At 62.2% G+C, this 16,125-nt stretch carries 27 protein-coding genes; all 27 read right to left on the reverse strand.

Features of this window, described 5'->3' with window-relative positions:
• Positions 1–91: 91 nt before the first annotated feature.
• The 27 genes from EB233_RS20020 to rplC all read right to left on the reverse strand — a co-directional run bounded on the left by EB233_RS20020 (position 92) and on the right by rplC (position 16,098).
• Positions 92–1,585: a DegQ family serine endoprotease gene (locus tag EB233_RS20020; RefSeq protein ID WP_064991425.1), complete on the reverse strand. Its 1,494-nt coding sequence runs from the start codon at positions 1,583–1,585 to the stop codon at positions 92–94.
• 179 nt (positions 1,586–1,764) lie between these two features.
• Entirely contained in the window at positions 1,765–2,196 is a 432-nt protein-coding gene (gene rplQ / locus EB233_RS20025; RefSeq protein WP_064991426.1) for a 50S ribosomal protein L17, read from the reverse strand.
• 104 nt (positions 2,197–2,300) lie between these two features.
• A complete protein-coding gene (locus EB233_RS20030; RefSeq protein ID WP_006205443.1) occupies positions 2,301–3,311 on the reverse strand; it encodes a DNA-directed RNA polymerase subunit alpha in 1,011 nt (336 codons plus the stop codon).
• Between the two features lie 101 nt (positions 3,312–3,412).
• Complete coding sequence (gene rpsK, locus EB233_RS20035; RefSeq protein ID WP_006205444.1) at positions 3,413–3,802, reverse strand: 30S ribosomal protein S11; 390 nt, start codon at positions 3,800–3,802, stop codon at positions 3,413–3,415.
• Positions 3,803–3,962: 160 nt separating this feature from the next.
• Positions 3,963–4,331, reverse strand: a complete 369-nt coding sequence (gene rpsM / locus EB233_RS20040; RefSeq protein WP_006205445.1) for a 30S ribosomal protein S13 — start codon at positions 4,329–4,331, stop codon at positions 3,963–3,965.
• 218 nt (positions 4,332–4,549) lie between these two features.
• Positions 4,550–5,146 carry an adenylate kinase gene (locus EB233_RS20045; protein WP_064991427.1) on the reverse strand — a complete coding sequence of 199 codons (597 nt, stop codon included), beginning with the start codon at positions 5,144–5,146 and terminating at the stop codon, positions 4,550–4,552.
• Complete coding sequence (gene secY / locus EB233_RS20050; RefSeq protein ID WP_027051779.1) at positions 5,143–6,483, reverse strand: preprotein translocase subunit SecY; 1,341 nt, start codon at positions 6,481–6,483, stop codon at positions 5,143–5,145. The genes EB233_RS20045 and secY overlap by 4 nt, the downstream gene beginning before the upstream one ends.
• A 193-nt stretch (positions 6,484–6,676) precedes the next feature.
• The gene (gene rplO, locus EB233_RS20055; RefSeq protein WP_027051778.1) at positions 6,677–7,150 is read right to left on the reverse strand and encodes a 50S ribosomal protein L15; all 474 of its coding nucleotides are present in this window, start codon (positions 7,148–7,150) and stop codon (positions 6,677–6,679) included.
• Positions 7,151–7,172: 22 nt separating this feature from the next.
• Positions 7,173–7,370, reverse strand: a complete 198-nt coding sequence (gene rpmD / locus EB233_RS20060) for a 50S ribosomal protein L30 (protein WP_006205449.1) — start codon at positions 7,368–7,370, stop codon at positions 7,173–7,175.
• A 24-nt stretch (positions 7,371–7,394) separates the two neighbouring features.
• Positions 7,395–7,964 carry a 30S ribosomal protein S5 gene (gene rpsE, locus EB233_RS20065; protein ID WP_027046810.1) on the reverse strand — a complete coding sequence of 190 codons (570 nt, stop codon included), beginning with the start codon at positions 7,962–7,964 and terminating at the stop codon, positions 7,395–7,397.
• Between the two features lie 129 nt (positions 7,965–8,093).
• The gene (rplR, locus tag EB233_RS20070) at positions 8,094–8,453 is read right to left on the reverse strand and encodes a 50S ribosomal protein L18 (RefSeq protein ID WP_027051777.1); all 360 of its coding nucleotides are present in this window, start codon (positions 8,451–8,453) and stop codon (positions 8,094–8,096) included.
• Between the two features lie 141 nt (positions 8,454–8,594).
• Positions 8,595–9,128, reverse strand: coding sequence for a 50S ribosomal protein L6 (rplF, locus tag EB233_RS20075; protein ID WP_027051776.1), 534 nt, complete (start codon positions 9,126–9,128; stop codon positions 8,595–8,597).
• Between the two features lie 88 nt (positions 9,129–9,216).
• The gene (gene rpsH / locus EB233_RS20080) at positions 9,217–9,615 is read right to left on the reverse strand and encodes a 30S ribosomal protein S8 (RefSeq protein ID WP_006205453.1); all 399 of its coding nucleotides are present in this window, start codon (positions 9,613–9,615) and stop codon (positions 9,217–9,219) included.
• 12 nt (positions 9,616–9,627) lie between these two features.
• On the reverse strand, positions 9,628–9,933 hold the full coding sequence (gene rpsN / locus EB233_RS20085) for a 30S ribosomal protein S14 (RefSeq protein ID WP_010909282.1): 306 nt from the start codon (positions 9,931–9,933) through the stop codon (positions 9,628–9,630).
• A gap of 27 nt (positions 9,934–9,960) precedes the next feature.
• Positions 9,961–10,539, reverse strand: coding sequence for a 50S ribosomal protein L5 (gene rplE, locus EB233_RS20090; protein ID WP_051355275.1), 579 nt, complete (start codon positions 10,537–10,539; stop codon positions 9,961–9,963).
• Positions 10,532–10,846: a 50S ribosomal protein L24 gene (gene rplX / locus EB233_RS20095; protein ID WP_006205456.1), complete on the reverse strand. Its 315-nt coding sequence runs from the start codon at positions 10,844–10,846 to the stop codon at positions 10,532–10,534. Before rplX ends, rplE begins: the two co-directional genes overlap by 8 nt.
• 12 nt (positions 10,847–10,858) lie before the next feature.
• Positions 10,859–11,227, reverse strand: a complete 369-nt coding sequence (gene rplN / locus EB233_RS20100; protein ID WP_006205457.1) for a 50S ribosomal protein L14 — start codon at positions 11,225–11,227, stop codon at positions 10,859–10,861.
• 72 nt (positions 11,228–11,299) lie between these two features.
• The gene (rpsQ, locus tag EB233_RS20105) at positions 11,300–11,539 is read right to left on the reverse strand and encodes a 30S ribosomal protein S17 (protein WP_064991428.1); all 240 of its coding nucleotides are present in this window, start codon (positions 11,537–11,539) and stop codon (positions 11,300–11,302) included.
• Between the two features lie 11 nt (positions 11,540–11,550).
• Positions 11,551–11,751, reverse strand: coding sequence for a 50S ribosomal protein L29 (gene rpmC, locus EB233_RS20110; protein WP_006205459.1), 201 nt, complete (start codon positions 11,749–11,751; stop codon positions 11,551–11,553).
• A gap of 13 nt (positions 11,752–11,764) precedes the next feature.
• Positions 11,765–12,178 (reverse strand): 50S ribosomal protein L16, encoded by a 414-nt coding sequence (gene rplP / locus EB233_RS20115; protein WP_010909279.1) that lies wholly within the window; start codon positions 12,176–12,178, stop codon positions 11,765–11,767.
• A 27-nt stretch (positions 12,179–12,205) separates the two neighbouring features.
• Positions 12,206–12,931, reverse strand: a complete 726-nt coding sequence (gene rpsC / locus EB233_RS20120; RefSeq protein ID WP_064991429.1) for a 30S ribosomal protein S3 — start codon at positions 12,929–12,931, stop codon at positions 12,206–12,208.
• Entirely contained in the window at positions 12,931–13,320 is a 390-nt protein-coding gene (gene rplV, locus EB233_RS20125; RefSeq protein ID WP_010909277.1) for a 50S ribosomal protein L22, read from the reverse strand. The genes rpsC and rplV overlap by 1 nt, the downstream gene beginning before the upstream one ends.
• 2 nt (positions 13,321–13,322) lie before the next feature.
• Complete coding sequence (gene rpsS / locus EB233_RS20130) at positions 13,323–13,601, reverse strand: 30S ribosomal protein S19 (protein ID WP_006205463.1); 279 nt, start codon at positions 13,599–13,601, stop codon at positions 13,323–13,325.
• Positions 13,602–13,617: 16 nt separating this feature from the next.
• Entirely contained in the window at positions 13,618–14,451 is an 834-nt protein-coding gene (rplB, locus tag EB233_RS20135) for a 50S ribosomal protein L2 (RefSeq protein WP_013895698.1), read from the reverse strand.
• A gap of 23 nt (positions 14,452–14,474) precedes the next feature.
• Entirely contained in the window at positions 14,475–14,768 is a 294-nt protein-coding gene (locus EB233_RS20140; RefSeq protein ID WP_010909275.1) for a 50S ribosomal protein L23, read from the reverse strand.
• Entirely contained in the window at positions 14,765–15,385 is a 621-nt protein-coding gene (rplD, locus tag EB233_RS20145; RefSeq protein WP_027051774.1) for a 50S ribosomal protein L4, read from the reverse strand. Before rplD ends, EB233_RS20140 begins: the two co-directional genes overlap by 4 nt.
• Positions 15,385–16,098, reverse strand: coding sequence for a 50S ribosomal protein L3 (gene rplC / locus EB233_RS20150; protein WP_027051773.1), 714 nt, complete (start codon positions 16,096–16,098; stop codon positions 15,385–15,387). The genes rplD and rplC overlap by 1 nt, the downstream gene beginning before the upstream one ends.
• Positions 16,099–16,125 lie beyond the last annotated feature (27 nt).

Below are 16,125 nucleotides of genomic sequence, written 5' to 3' on the forward strand. Positions count from 1 at the left end.
GGAGCATGATCGCTCTCTTTTTGGAGCATGATCTTATACGAAAACCGGTTCCCACTTTTCGGGATCATGCTCTGAAGATGGGGCGATCAGCTTAATAGCGCAACACCTGGCGCAGTATCTGCCCGCCGCGCTCGACGGTAAAGCGCCACCAGCGCGTATCCTGCTGGGCTATCTGCGCCAGCGTCGCGGCGGTGTCGATGGTGGTGCCGTTGACCTCGCGCACGATGTCGCCCGGCTGGAAGCCGAAATCCGCGGCCGGCGAATCACGGTTGATGTCAATCACCGTTACGCCCTTGAGGTCGGTGCGCAGGCCGAGCTTCTGCGCAAGCCGCGGCGACAGTTCCGCGACCTTGGCGCCCGAGAACGGGCTGCGGCCATGCAGCGTCACTTCCGAGGCCTTCGCCCCCTCCGGCGCACGCTCCAGCGCGATGTCCATCGCCGCCTTCTGTCCCTTGGTCAGGATAGCGAAATTGGCCTTGGTGCCGATCGACAGCGTCGCCATGCGATAGTCCAGCGCCTCGATGCTTTCGACCGGCTTGCCGTTGATCTGCAGCACGACGTCGCCAGGCTTAAGCCCCGCCTTGCCGGCCGGTCCAGTCGCATCGACCGAAGAGACCAAGGCTCCGGTCGGCTTTTCCATGGCGAGCGATTCGGCGATTTGCGGCGTGACGGCCTCAAACTCGGCGCCGATATAGGGCCGCTCAAAGAAGTCGAGACCGGCCTTGGCGGCATCGGCGAAAGCCCGCACCATGTTGGCGGGGATGGCAAAGCCGATGCCGATCGAGCCGCCGCTGCGGCTGTAGATCGCCGTGTTGATGCCGACCAGCTGGCCGCCCATGTTGATCAGCGCGCCACCGGAATTGCCGGGGTTGATGGCGGCGTCGGTCTGGATGAAATAGCCCGAATCCGAAACGCCGATATGGCTGCGGGCCAACGCGGAGACGATGCCGCTGGTGGTGGTCTGGCCGACGCCGAAGGGGTTGCCGATGGCCAGCACCAGGTCGCCGACCTCGAGCGCGTCGGAATCGCCGATGGCAATGACTGGGAACGGTTTGTCGGATTCGATCTTGAGCACGGCGAGATCCAGGGTCTCGTCCTTGAGCATGACCTTGCTGGTGAATTCACGGCCATCGGCGGTCGCCACCTTGACCTCGTCGGCATCCTTGATGACGTGGAAATTGGTGACGATGACACCGCTCGGATCGACGAGCACGCCCGAGCCGAGCGAGGATTGCGCGCGCGGCTGCGCACGGCCGAAAAACTCCTCGAAGAACGGATCGCCTTCAAACGGCGACGTGACCTTGGCCGTCTGCGAAGCATAGACATTGACCACGGCCGGCGCGGTCTGCTTGACCAGCGGCGCGAACGAAAGCTGCACCTCCTCGCGGCCGAACGGCACGCGCTTGTCTGGCCCGGAGGTGGAGTTTTCACCTTCGACGCCATGCAGCAGGTCGGTCAGCACGTCGGAAAGGCCCGGATCGGCAGGCTTTGCAGCGTCCTCAGCCAACGCCTGCCGGACTGCCGGTGCGGCTGCGAACACCATGAAGGCGCAGAGCAGGACAAGGGACAGTCTTTTGGCGCGCATTCGCGAATCCTCCAAGGCAAGTTCGGGCGCATTGTCCCGACGATTGTGCAAAATGAAAGGCTAAGCCGCTGAAATCCGATTATTTCACGTCAACACTTCTTCTGGGCATGCCTTGAACCACGCTAAATATGAAAAAGGGGCCCGCAGGCCCCTTCAAGTCATTTTGGGAAGACGCAGCCTTATGCGGCTGCGGTTTCCGCGTCGGTGCCTTCGGCTTCGAGGCGGGCGCGATCGGCGGCGCCCTTGGCCTCCGGATCGCGATCGACGAACTCGATGACCGCCATCGCGGCATTGTCGCCGTGACGGAAGCCTGCCTTCATGATGCGCAGGTAGCCGCCGTTGCGGGAGGCGTAGCGCGGGGCGATGGTGTCGAACAGGCGCTTGACGACGCCTTCATTGCCGATCTGCGCGATCACCTGGCGGCGTGCGTGCAGGTCGCCGCGCTTGCCGAGCGTCACCAGCTTCTCGACGATCGGACGCAGGTCCTTCGCCTTCGGCAGGGTGGTGACGATCTGCTCGTGCTCGAGCAGCGAGACAGCGAGATTGGCGAACATCGACTTGCGATGGCTGATGCTGCGGGCGAAGCGGCGGCCTTTGAAACCGTGGCGCATGGCTCTTTTCCTTCTTCAGTTGTTCAAGAGGCCACGGCCTCTGATGATTTTCCGCATGACCGTCGGATCGAGCGGCTCACGCCGCCGATCCTTGGAAATCATGCTCAATATTGGTCTTCGTAACGCTTGGCGAGGTCTTCGATGTTTTCCGGCGGCCAGTCCGGCACTTCCATGCCGAGATGGAGGCCCATCGCCGCAAGCACTTCCTTGATCTCGTTCAGCGACTTGCGGCCGAAGTTCGGGGTGCGCAGCATCTCGGCTTCGGTCTTCTGGATGAGATCGCCGATGTAGACGATGTTGTCGTTCTTCAGGCAGTTGGCCGAACGCACGGACAGCTCCAGTTCGTCGACCTTCTTGAGCAGCGCCGGATTGAAAGCGAGCTCGGTGACGGCTTCCGCCGCGACTTCCTTCTGCGGCTCGTCGAAGTTGACGAACAGGCCAAGCTGGTCCTGCAGGATGCGGGCGGCGAAAGCTACCGCGTCCTCGCCCGAGATCGAACCGTCGGTCTCGATGGTCATGGTCAGCTTGTCATAATCGAGAACCTGGCCTTCGCGGGTGTTCTCGACCTTGTAGGAGACCTTCTTGACCGGCGAATAGAGGCTGTCGACCGGGATCAGGCCGATCGGCGCGTCCTCGGCGCGGTTGCGCTCGGCCGGCACGTAACCCTTGCCGGTGTCGACGGTGAACTCCATGCGGATTTCAGCGCCTTCGTCCAGCGTGCAGATGACGTGGTCGGGGTTGAGGATCTCGACGTCGCCAACTGTCTGGATGTCGCCGGCCAGAACCGCACCCGGTCCCTGCTTGCGCACGACCATGCGCTTGGGGCCATCGCCTTCCATGCGGATGGCGATTTCCTTGATGTTGAGGACGATGTCGGTCACGTCCTCGCGCACGCCGGCGATGGACGAGAATTCATGCAGGACGCCGTCGATCTGCACGGCGGTAACGGCCGCACCGCGCAGCGAAGACAGGAGCACGCGGCGCAGCGCGTTGCCGAGGGTGAGGCCAAAGCCACGCTCGAGCGGCTCGGCCACCAGCGTGGTCAGCGTCTTCTTCTTCGACGAGAACTCGATCTTGTTCGGCTTGATCAGTTCCTGCCAATTTTTCTGGATCATGATGCTTTCCTTCCGTTGACCCGCCACCATCCAATCGTGGCGGGCGACCTGGAATACCGCGGAGGAACGCCCTGTGAGCGTTCGCGCGGCGTTCGATAAATTTAGACGCGGCGCTTCTTGCGCGGGCGGCAGCCATTGTGCGGGATCGGCGTCACATCACGGATCGAGGTGATGGTGAAGCCGGCCGCCTGCAGGGCGCGCAACGCCGATTCGCGACCGGAGCCAGGTCCGCAGACCTCGACTTCGAGCATGCGCATGCCGTGTTCCTGGGCCTTCTTGGCAACGTCCTCGGCAGCCATCTGGGCGGCGAACGGGGTCGATTTGCGCGAACCCTTGAAGCCCTGGGCGCCGGCCGACGACCAGGCGATCGAATTGCCCTGCGCGTCGGTGATGGTGATCATCGTGTTGTTGAAGGTCGAATTGACGTGGGCAACGCCCGACGAGATATTCTTGCGTTCGCGACGGCGAACACGAGCGGCTTCCTTGGCCATGATAGTCCTTTCAGTTGATCTCTACACCGCCGTAATGCCAGCGGCTCCACCTTGTTAAGGGAGTAGGGGAATAGGGCAGTAAGGGAGTAGGGAAAAATGCGACCCGATCGACGGGCATTCCCTACTGCCTTACTCCCCCACTCCCATATTCCCCTAAAAATTACTTCTTCTTGCCGGCGATCGACTTGGCCGGGCCCTTGCGGGTGCGTGCATTGGTGTGCGTGCGCTGGCCGCGAACCGGCAGCGAGCGACGGTGACGCAGGCCGCGGTAGCAACCGAGGTCCATGAGACGCTTGATGTTCATCGACACTTCGCGGCGCAGATCGCCCTCGACCTGGTAGTCGCGGTCGATGGTCTCGCGGATCTGCAGCACTTCCGCGTCGGTCAGTTGGTTGACGCGACGCTCGGCCGGGATGCCGACCTTGTCGACGATCTCCTGGGCGAACTTCTTGCCAATGCCGTGAATGTACTGGAGCGCGATGACGACGCGCTTGTTGGTCGGAATGTTAACGCCGGCTATACGAGCCATGTTCTTCTCTTCTCCATTTGGACCGGTCGACCTTCAAAACGAGGCAGGCCCGGCGCTGTCAAAGTTGCCCCGCGTCCGGTGGAGGCCGGCCCTTGCGGGAGTTTCCAGTTCAAAGCGACTGCCTTGCCCTTGCGGACAAGCAAAGTTCGCACCTGATAGGAAGACGGGCCGCCATACCGCAGCGGGCCGCTCCCGTCAAGCCTAATCGTTAAATTCCCTTACCGCGCCTTGGCGGTCGCAGCCAGCACGGCTTCGATCTCGGCGGTCACCGCGTCGATGCTGGCCATGCCGTCGACCGTCTTGAGCTTGCCCTTGGCGTAGTAGTAGCCGGTCAGCGGAGCGGTCTTCTTGTAGTACTCCCGCAGGCGCTCTTCGAACACCGCCGGATTGTCGTCCTTGCGCACCGGGTGGCCGGCGGCCTTGGCGTCCTCGGCGCGTTTGACGATGCGGCCGACGAGAGCCCTGTCGTCGACAACCAGCTCGATGACCGTGTCGAGACCGATGCCGCGCTGCGAAAGCATCTGGTCAACCGCGTCGGCCTGTACCAGCGTCCGCGGGTAGCCATCGAGGATGAAGCCCTTGGCGCAGTCGGCCTGGTCGATGCGCTCGGCAACGATGGCGTTGACGATGGCGTCGGAAACCAGTTCCCCGGCATCCATCACCGCCTTCGCACGCTTGCCGACCTCGGTACCGGCCTGGACGGCGGCACGCAGCATGTCGCCCGTCGAAAGCTGGGGTATGCCGTGTTTGTCTACCAGTCTTTGTGCTTGTGTCCCCTTGCCCGCTCCTGGCGGCCCAAGCAATATCAACCTCATCTGGCTTTCTTCCCCCCGCGCAGCTTCGACTTCTTGATCAGGCCTTCATACTGGTGCGCGATCAGGTGGCCCTGAATCTGCGCAACCGTATCGAGCGTGACACTGACCACGATCAGAAGCGATGTGCCACCAAGGTAGAATGGTACGCCAGTCGCCGAGATCAGGAACTCCGGCAGCAGGCACACCAGCACCAGGTAGATGGCGCCGACGACGGTGATGCGGGTGAGAACGTAATCGATGTAATCGGCGGTTCGCTCGCCCGGACGATAGCCCGGGATGAAGCCCGAATGCTTCTTGAGCTGGTCGGCGGTGTCCTTCGGATTGAAGACAATCGCTGTGTAGAAGAAGGCGAAGAACACGATCATCGCCGCGTAGAATGCCATGTAGAGCGGCTGGCCGTGGCCAAGCGAGGCCAGGATGGTGCTCGCCCAGGCCGGCATGTTGGTCGCCTGCGAGAAGCCGGCGACTGTGGCCGGCAGCAGCAGCAGCGAGGAAGCGAAGATCGGCGGGATGACGCCCGACGTGTTGAGCTTCAGCGGCAAGTGCGAAGTATCGCCCTGGAACATGCGGTTGCCGACCTGGCGCTTCGGATACTGGATCAGCAGGCGGCGCTGGGCGCGCTCGAAGAACACGATGAGCGCGATGACGACGATGGCCAGGACGATGATCGCCAGTATCAGGCCGGTCGACAGGGCGCCGGTGCGGCCGAGTTCCAGAGTGCCCGAGATAGCATGCGGCAGGCCGGCGACGATTCCGGAGAAGATGATCAGCGAAATGCCGTTGCCGATGCCGCGCGCGGTGATCTGCTCGCCAAGCCACATCAGGAACATGGTGCCGCCGACCAGCGTGACGACGGTGGAGATGCGGAAGAACATGCCGGGATCGCTGACGATGCCGTTGCCGTTCTCGAGACCTACGGAAATGCCATAGGCCTGCACCAGTGCTAGCAGCACGGTGCCGTAACGCGTGTACTGGTTGATGACCTTGCGGCCCTGCTCGCCTTCCTTCTTCAGCGCTTCCAGCGACGGGATGACCGACGTCATCAGCTGCATGATGATGGAGGCGGAGATGTAAGGCATGATGCCGAGTGCGAAGATCGCCATGCGCTGCACGGCGCCGCCGGCGAACATGTTGAACATGCCGAGCACGCCCTTGCTCTGCGAGGAGAAGGCCTGGGCGAAGGCGTCGGGGTTGATGCCGGGAAGCGGGATGTAGGTGCCGAGGCGGTACACAAGCAACGCGCCAATGGTGAACCAGATGCGTTTCTTGAGATCCTCCGCCTTGGCGAAGGCCGAGAAATTCAGATTCGAGGCTAGTTGTTCAGCAGCCGAAGCCATGCCTGATTCTCCGCTTGGTAACGCTTGATGGCCCGTGAGGTCAGGCGGTGCGTTTCACCGAAGCTCACGAGATAAGCTCCGGGCTCTAAACATGCAAGCGGCCGCGTTGACGCGGCCGCTTAATTGAGCAGATCAAAGCGCAATCGTGAGCAGAACGGGATCCCGTTTCCGCCGATCACGCTTCAAATTGCCGTTACTCGGCTGCTGCCTTTTCAGGCAATTTGACCGAGCCGCCGGCCTTTTCGATCTTCTCGATCGCAGCCTTGGAAGCGCCGGCCACGTCGAAGGCGAGCTTCGCCTTGAGTTCGCCATCGGACAGCACGCGCACGCCGTCCTTGACGCGGCGGATGACACCGGCGGCGACAAGCGCCTCGGCCGTCACGGTTGCCTTGGCATCGAGCTTCTTGGCATCGACGGCTTCCTGAATGCGGGCCAGCGATACGACAACGAAGCTCTTGGCGAAGAGGTTATTGAAGCCACGCTTCGGCAGGCGCCTGTAGAGCGGCATCTGGCCACCCTCGAAGCCGTTGATGGCGACGCCGGAGCGTGCCTTCTGGCCCTTGACGCCGCGACCGGCGGTCTTGCCCGAGCCGGAACCGATGCCGCGGCCGAGACGCTTCTTGGAATGCGTCGCGCCGTCCTTGTCACGCAGATCATTGAGTTTCATCTGGGTTCTCCTGCGCTTTGGCTCAGCCCTCGTCCACGACGCGGACGAGATGCTGAACGGCGGCGATCATGCCGCGCACGGAAGGCGTATCTTCCAGCGTGCGCTGCTTGTGCATCTTGTTGAGGCCGAGGCCGACCAGCGTCGCGCGCTGTTCCTTCGGACGGCGGATCGGCGAACCGATCTGCTCAACGGTGATGGTCTTGGTTGCTTTCTTGGCCATGGTCAAAATCCCTGGTCAGATCGACTATTCTTCAGCCGCAACGGCGGTGCCGCGGCGGGCCTGAAGGGTCGAATACTTGATGCCGCGCGCAGCAGCCACATCCTTGGGATGCATCTGGCTCTTCAGCGCGTCGAAGGTGGCGCGAACCATGTTGTAGGGGTTCGACGACCCCATCGACTTGGCGACCACGTCATGCATGCCGAGCGTCTCGAAGACGGCGCGCATCGGGCCGCCAGCGATGATGCCGGTACCCTGCTTGGCGGCGCGCAGCAGAACACGTCCGGCGCCCCAGCGTCCTTCGACGTCATGGTGCAGCGTACGGCCCGAGCGCAGCGGCACGAAGATCATGTCGCGCTTTGCCGATTCGGTTGCCTTGCGGATGGCCTCCGGCACTTCGCGTGCCTTGCCGTGACCGAAGCCGACGCGGCCTTTCTGGTCGCCGACAACGACGAGTGCGGCGAAGCCGAAGCGGCGGCCACCCTTGACGACCTTGGCGACGCGATTGATGTGGACCAGCTTGTCCACCATGCCGTCGTCGCGCTCTTCGCGCTCACGCTCGCGGCCGCGGCCGCCTTCCCTACGTTCCTGTGCCATATCCTGTTCCTTGTTCTTTTCCGGAAGCACGGGTTGCTGATTGCCGGCGCCGCTTTGGGTCGCCGACGGTGAATTTCTCTCCTTTGCATGATCTTATCCGAAAAGTCTGCAACTTTTCGGGATCATGCATCAGAAGCTGAGGCCGCCTTCGCGGGCAGCTTCAGCCAGCGCCTTGACACGGCCGTGATAGATGTACGGGCCACGGTCGAAGACGACTTCCTTGACGCCGGCCTTGGCGGCACGCTCGGCGATCAGCTTGCCGATCGCGGCGGCGGCGGCTGTGTCGGCCCCGGTCTTGAGCGAACCCTTGAGGTCCTTCTCCAGCGTCGAGGCGGCGGCGATGGTGTGGCCCTTGGCGTCGTCGATGACCTGCACGTAGATGTTCTTAGACGTGCGATGAACCGACAGGCGCGGACGGTCGCCGGCGACCTTCTTGATCTGGCGGCGGACGCGCTGCGCACGACGCTGAATGGCTTCCTTGATACCCATGATGGTCTTCCTTGCCTTCACAAAACGGGGGCCGCCATATGCGGTAGGCGAAAAGCGCCTCCCGCGACCGCTCCCCGCGGCGTTACAGTTCGTTGGCTTGGCCCCTTCCGAAAAGTCCGCGACTTCCCGGGGCCAGGCCTATTACTTCTTCTTGCCTTCCTTGCGGACGATCTTCTCGCCAGCGTAGCGGACGCCCTTGCCCTTGTAGGGCTCGGGGCCACGGTATTCGCGGATCTCCGCAGCGACCTGGCCGACCTGCTGCTTGTCGATGCCGGCAACGGTAATCTCGGTCGGCTTCGGCACGGTGATGGTGATGCCGGCCGGCGTCTCGTAGACGACGTCATGGCTGAAGCCAAGTGCCAGCTGCAGGTTCTTGCCCTGCAAGGCGGCGCGATAGCCGACGCCGGTGATTTCGAGCTTCTTCTCGAAACCGTCCTTGACGCCGTGGAGGATGTTGACGATCTGCGTGCGCGACATGCCCCACTTCGAGCGGGCGGTCTTGGTCTGGTCGCGAGGCTGGACAGCGATCTCGCTGCCTTCCATCTTGACCAGGACTTCGTCGTTCACCACGAACTTCAGCTCGCCCTTGGGGCCCTTCGCCGTCACGGTCTGGCCGTTGACGGTCGCGGTCACGCCCTGCGGCAGCGAAACGGGTTTCTTTCCAATACGAGACATTTTGTTGTCCTCGTCACTTCTCTTGTTTCAGGTCTCTGTCTTCGGAACGATCCGAAGACCGGATTCCACTTTGCGGTCAGCTGCCAGATCAGAAGATCTGGCAGAGGATCTCGCCGCCGACGTTCTGTTCGCGAGCTTCGTGATCGGCCATCACGCCCTTCGGCGTCGAAAGGATGGCGATGCCGAGGCCGTTGGCGACGTGCGGGATCGACTTGGCCGAAACGTAAACGCGGCGGCCAGGCTTCGAGACGCGGGCGATTTCGCGCACGACCGGAGCCCCGTCGAAATACTTCAGCTCGATTTCGATTTCGGACTTGCCGTTGTCGAAGTCGGTCTGGCTGTAGTCGCGGATATAGCCTTCAGCCTTCAGCACGTCGAGGACGCGGGTGCGCAGACGCGAGGCCGGCGTCGAGACACTCGATTTCTTGCGGCCGTAGGCGTTGCGGATGCGGGTCAGCATATCGCCGAGAGGATCGCTCAATGACATGTTATGTCCTCCTTACCAGCTCGACTTGACCAGGCCCGGGATCTGGCCGTTGTTGCCGAGATCACGAAGCGCGATGCGCGATACTTTGAGCTTGCGATAGTAGGCACGCGGACGGCCGGTGACTTCGCAGCGGTTGCGGATGCGGATCTTGGCCGAGTTGCGCGGCAGGGCAGCAAGCTTGAGCTGAGCGCGGAAGCGCTCCTCCATCGGCTTGGACTGGTCCATGATGATCGCCTTCAGGGCAGCGCGCTTGGGACCGTACTGGTCGGCAAGCTTGCGGCGCCTGTTGTTCTTCTCGACTGAGCTGGTCTTTGCCATTTCAGATTTTTCCTTTTCTCGCTGCCGTTACTGGCGGAAGGGGAAGTTGAAAGCCTTGAGCAATGCCCGGGCTTCGTCGTCCGTCTTCGCAGTCGTACAAACGATGACGTCCATGCCCCAGATCTGATCAACCTTGTCGTAGTTGATCTCCGGGAACACGATGTGCTCCTTGATGCCCATGGCGTAATTGCCACGGCCATCGAAGCTCTTTGGGTTCAGTCCGCGAAAGTCGCGGACGCGCGGCAGCGCGATGTTCACGAGGCGGTCGAGGAACTCATACATACGTTCCTTGCGCAGCGTGACCTTGGCGCCGATCGGCATGTTCTCGCGGACCTTGAAGCCTGCGATCGAATTGCGGGCGCGGGTGACGACAGCCTTCTGGCCGGCGATCATCGCAAGGTCCTCGGCGGCAACCGAGGGCTTCTTGGAATCGGCGGTCGCTTCGCCAACGCCCATGTTCAGCACGATCTTGTCGAGGCGCGGAACCTGCATGTCGTTGTCGTAGCCGAACTGCTCCTGCAGCGCCTTGCGGATGGTCTCGTTGTAGACCTGCTTCAGACGCGGCGTGTTGGCGGCAGTCGCCTGCTTGGTTTGAGCCTTAGCCATTGATCACTTCTCCCGAGCGCTTGGCGACGCGCACCTTCTTGCCGTCCTTCTGGAAGATGAAACCGACGCGGGTCGGCTTGCCATCCTTGGGGTCGGCCAGCGCGATGTTCGACAGCTGGATCGGCGCTTCCTTGGTGATGATCCCGCCCTCTTGGGACTGGGACTGCTTCTGGTGACGACGGATCATGTTGACGCCGCGCACCAGCGCGGTGTCATCCTTCGGCTGAACCGAGAGGACTTCGCCCGAACGGCCCTTGTCCTTGCCGGCCAGCACGACGACCTTGTCGCCTTTTCTAATCTTTTGCATTGGTCCGGCTCCTTACAGCACTTCAGGCGCGAGCGAGATGATCTTCATGTGGTTCTTGGCGCGGAGTTCGCGCGGAACCGGTCCGAAGATACGCGTGCCGATCGGCTCTTTCTTGTTGTCGACGAGAACGGCCGCGTTCTTGTCGAAACGGATCACGCTGCCGTCCGGGCGGCGGATGTCCTTGGCCGTGCGAACCACGACCGCCTTCATCACATCGCCCTTCTTAACGCGGCCGCGCGGAATGGCTTCCTTGATGGACACCACGATGATGTCGCCCACGGAAGCGTATTTCCGCTTCGAGCCGCCCAGCACCTTGATGCACATGACACGACGCGCGCCGGAATTATCCGCCACGTCGAGGTTTGTTTGCATCTGAATCATGACTGGCCGCCTTCTTCTTTTCTAACGGGACGGGTTTTTCACCCCTCCCCGGTCTGTCCAAAATTCGTTTGTTTACGCCTGGTCCAAAGAGACCACGATCCAGCGCTTGTCCTTGGAAATCGGCTTCGATTCCTGGATGAACACCTGATCGCCAACCTTGTGGGCGTTGTTCTCGTCGTGCGCCTTGTACTTCTTGGTCATGCGCACGGTCTTCTTCATCACGGGATGCGTGAAGCGCCGTTCGACCTTGACGACAACCGTCTTCTCGTTCTTGTCGCTGACGACGGTGCCCTGCAGAATGCGCTTTGGCATGGTTTTCGTCCTTAAGCCTTCTTGGCCGCGGACTTTTCCGCAGCGATGGTCTTGATACGCGCAATGTCCTTACGAACCTGCCTCACGCGCGCGGTCTTCTCGAGCTGGCCGGTGGCCTTCTGGAAGCGCAGGTTGAACTGCTCCTTCTTCAGGCTGGCCAGGTCGTCGGTCAGCTGGTCCTGGGTCTTGGTCCGGATGTCTTCGGCTTTCATGATCAGCCCGTCCTTATTCTGCGATGCGCTGTACGAAGCGCGTCCTGACCGAGAGCTTGGCCGCGCCGAGACGCAGCGCCTCACGGGCGGTTTCTTCACTGACGCCGTCGATCTCGAACATGATGCGGCCCGGCTTGACGCGCGCCGCCCAGTAGTCGACGGCACCCTTGCCCTTGCCCATGCGGACTTCGGTCGGCTTCGACGTGACCGGCAGATCCGGGAAAATACGGATCCAGACACGGCCAGCGCGCTTCATTTCGCGAGTGATCGCGCGGCGGGCCGCCTCGATCTCACGCGCGGTGACGCGGTTCGGCTCAAGCGCCTTCAGCCCGAAACCACCGAAATCCAGGTTGGTGCCGCCCTTTGCGGTACCATGGATACGGCCCTTGAACTGCTTGCGGAACTTTGTGCGCTTTGGCTGCAGCATCGTTCTAACTCCAAATTCCTAAATGTCTCAGGCGTTTTCGCGACGGCGACCGCGTTCGCGATCACCACCACCGCCATGCGCGGCATCACCCTCGGTGGCGCGACGTTCCGAAGCCATCGGATCGTGCTCGAGGATCTCGCCCTTGAATACCCAGACCTTCACGCCGCAGATGCCGTACGCCGTATTCGCCTCGGCGGTGCCGTAGTCGACATCGGCGCGCAGCGTGTGCAGCGGCACGCGGCCTTCGCGGTACCACTCCATGCGCGCGATTTCGGCGCCGCCGAGACGGCCCGAGCAGTTGATGCGGATGCCTTCGGCACCGAGACGCATCGCCGACTGCACGGCGCGCTTCATGGCGCGGCGGAACGCGATACGGCGCTCGAGCTGCTGGGCGATCGACTGGGCGACCAGGGTCGCGTCGATTTCCGGCTTGCGCACTTCGACGATGTTGAGGTGCGTCTCGGACTTCGTCATCTCCATCAGCTTCTTGCGAAGCTTCTCGATGTCGGCGCCCTTCTTGCCGATGATCAGGCCCGGGCGCGCCGCATGGATGGTGACGCGGCACTTCTTGTGCGGACGCTCGATCACGACCTTGGAGATCGCGGCCTGCTTGAGTTCCTTCTCAAGATACTTGCGGATCTTGATGTCCTCATGCAGCAGCCTGCCGTACTCGCCGGTGTTCGCGAACCAGCGCGAATCCCAGGTGCGGTTGATGCCGAGGCGAAGACCGATCGGATTGACTTTCTGGCCCATTATGCGGCCTCCCCTTTTTCTTCGACTTCACGAACGACGATCGTGAGGTGCGAGAACGGCTTCTCGATACGGCTGGCGCGACCACGGCCACGAGCGTGGAACCGCTTCATGACAATCGACTTGCCGACATAGGCTTCCGCCACCACCAGCGCATCGACATCGAGGTCGTGGTTGTTTTCCGCGTTGGCGATCGCCGATTCCAGCGTCTTCTTGACCGTGCCGGAAATCCGCTTGGCCGAGAATTCGAGGTCGGAAAGCGCTGTCGCGACCTTCTTGCCGCGGATCAGCGCAGCAACGAGGTTCAGCTTCTGCGGGCTGATACGGATCGTGCGCAACACGGCGCGCGCTTCGTTGTCAGCAAGCCTGCGCGGAGCTTTGGCCTTGCCCATGATTATTTCCTCTTCGCCTTCTTATCCGCGCCGTGACCGTAATAAGTCCGCGTCGGAGCGAATTCACCGAACTTATGACCGACCATGTCCTCGTTCACCGAAACGGGAACATGCTTCTGGCCGTTGTAGACACCGAAGGTGAAGCCGACGAACTGCGGCAGGATGGTGGAGCGACGGCTCCACATCTTGATCACCTCATTGCGACCACCTTCACGAACCTTGTCCACCTTCTTGAGAAGGTAGCCGTCGATGAAGGGGCCTTTCCAAATAGAACGAGTCACTTGGCGTTACCTCTTCTTAGCTCTTGCGCTGATGGCGCGAGCGCAGGATGAACTTGTCGGTCGCCTTGTTGGACCGCGTCTTCTTGCCCTTGGTCGGCTTGCCCCACGGGCTGACCGGATGACGGCCACCGGAGGTGCGGCCTTCACCACCGCCGTGCGGATGGTCGACCGGATTCATGGTCACGCCGCGATTGTGCGGACGCTTGCCACGCCAAACCGTGCGGCCGGCCTTGCCGTCGTTGATGTTGCCGTGGTCGGGGTTCGACACGGCGCCGACGGTGGCCATGCAGGAGCCGTGAACGACACGCTGCTCGCCCGAATTGAGGCGCAGGATCGCCATGCCCTGGTCGCGACCGACGAGCTGTGCGTAACCGCCGGCCGAACGGGCGACCTGGGCGCCCTTGCCCGGCTTCAGCTCGATGTTGTGGACGATCGTGCCGACCGGCATCGACGCTAGCGGCATCGCATTGCCCGGCTTCACGTCGACCGCTTCGCCGGCCACGATCTTGTCGCCGGCGGCAAGGCGCTGCGGGGCGATGATGTAGGACAGCTCACCATCGTCGTACTTGATCAGCGCGATGAAGGCGGTGCGGTTCGGATCGTATTCAATGCGCTCGACCGTGCCGACGACGTCGAACTTGCGGCGCTTGAAGTCGATGATGCGGTACGAACGCTTGTGACCACCGCCGATGAAGCGGGCGGTGATGCGGCCGTGATTGTTGCGGCCGCCCGACTTGGTCAGGCCCTCGGTCAGGCCCTTGACGGGCTTGCCCTTGTAGAGGCCCGAGCGGTCGACGATGACCAGCTGTCGGGTGCTCGGCGTTACCGGGTTGAATTTTTTCAGTGCCATTGTTGTTGTCCTCGCGGCCTAGCTCAGAGACCCGTCGCGACGTCGATCGACTGGCCGTCGGCCAGCGTCACGATCGCCTTCTTGACGTCGCTCTGGCGGCCGATCGTGCCGCGGAAGCGCTTGATCTTGCCCTTGCGGACAAGTGTGTTCACGGCCATCACCTTGACGCCGAACAGCGCTTCGACGGCGGCCTTGATTTCCGGCTTCGACGCCTTCTTGGCGACGTTGAAGACGACCTGGTTCTGCTCGGAAGCCATGGTCGACTTTTCAGTGATCGCCGGGCTGACGATCACGTCGTAGTGACGAAGGTCGGTCATTTAAAGCGCTCCTCGAGAGCCTCGACGGCGGCCTTGGAAAGGACCAGCGTGCCGCGGCGCAGAATGTCGTAGACGTTGATGCCCTGGATGGGCAGCACGTCGATGTTCGGAATGTTGGTCGCTGCCAGCTTGAAGTTCTTGTCAAGCTCGGCGCCGCCAATCACCAAGGCGTTGGTCAGGCCCAGCGTCGCGAAATTCGCGATCAGCGCCTTGGTCTTGGCCTCGGTCAGCTTCAGTTCGTCGATGACGATAATCGAAGCGCTCTTGGCCTTGGCCGAGAGAGCATGCTTGAGGCCGAGCGCACGAACCTTCTTGGGCAGATCGTGCTCATGACTGCGAACAACCGGGCCGTGGGCCTTGCCGCCGCCGCGGAACTGCGGAGCGCGTGCCGAATGGTGGCGGGCGCGGCCCGTACCCTTCTGCTTGTACATCTTGGCGCCGGTGCGCGCGATTTCGGCGCGGCCCTTGGACTTGTGCGTGCCCTGCTGCTTCTTGGCAAGCTGCCAGCGCACGACGCGCTGCAGAATGTCCTCGCGCGGGTCAAGGCCGAAAATCCCGTCAGAGAGTTCCACCTTGCCGGCGTCTTTACCGCCGAGCGTTGTGATCTTGAGATCCATTATTCCGCTCCCTCTGTGGCCGGAGCCTCATTCTTCGTGGCGGCGCGGATCGCGGCGGGCTTCGGCGCATTGGCCGGCAGTGCCACCTTGGCCGCGTCGCGGACCAGGATCCAAGCGCCCTTCGATCCGGGAACCGCTCCGCGGATCAGGATCAGGCCGCGATCAGCGTCGGTCGAAACGATCTCGACATTCTGTGTGGTGACGCGGGTGTCGCCCATGTGGCCAGCCATATGCTTGCCCTTGAACACCTTGCCCGGGTCCTGACGCTGGCCGGTCGAACCGTGCGTACGGTGCGAGACCGAGTTACCGTGCGTCGCGCGGCCACCACCCATGTGGTGGCGCTTGATGACGCCCTGGAAGCCCTTGCCGATCGTCGTGCCCGTCACATCGACCTTCTGGCCGGCGACGAAGTGCTCGACGGTGATCTCGGCGCCGACATCGATCATGTTGTCGGCGGAGACGCGGAACTCCGCGACCTTCGCCTTGGGCTCGACGGAAGCGGTCGCGAAATGGCCGCGCAGCGCCTTCGACGTGTTCTTCACCTTGGCGAGGCCAACGCCGAGCTGAACGGCGGTGTAGCCATTCTTCTCCTGCGTGCGCTGCGCCACGACCTGGCAGTTCTCCATCTGGAGAACGGTGACGGGAACATGTTCCCCGGCATCGTTGTAGATGCGGGTCATTCCCACCTTCTTTGCAATCACACCTGAACGCATCGGTTCAATTCCTTTAGAGTTCCGGGC

The sequence above is a fragment of the Mesorhizobium erdmanii genome (assembly GCF_013170725.1).
Classification (GTDB): Bacteria; Pseudomonadota; Alphaproteobacteria; order Rhizobiales; family Rhizobiaceae; genus Mesorhizobium; species Mesorhizobium erdmanii.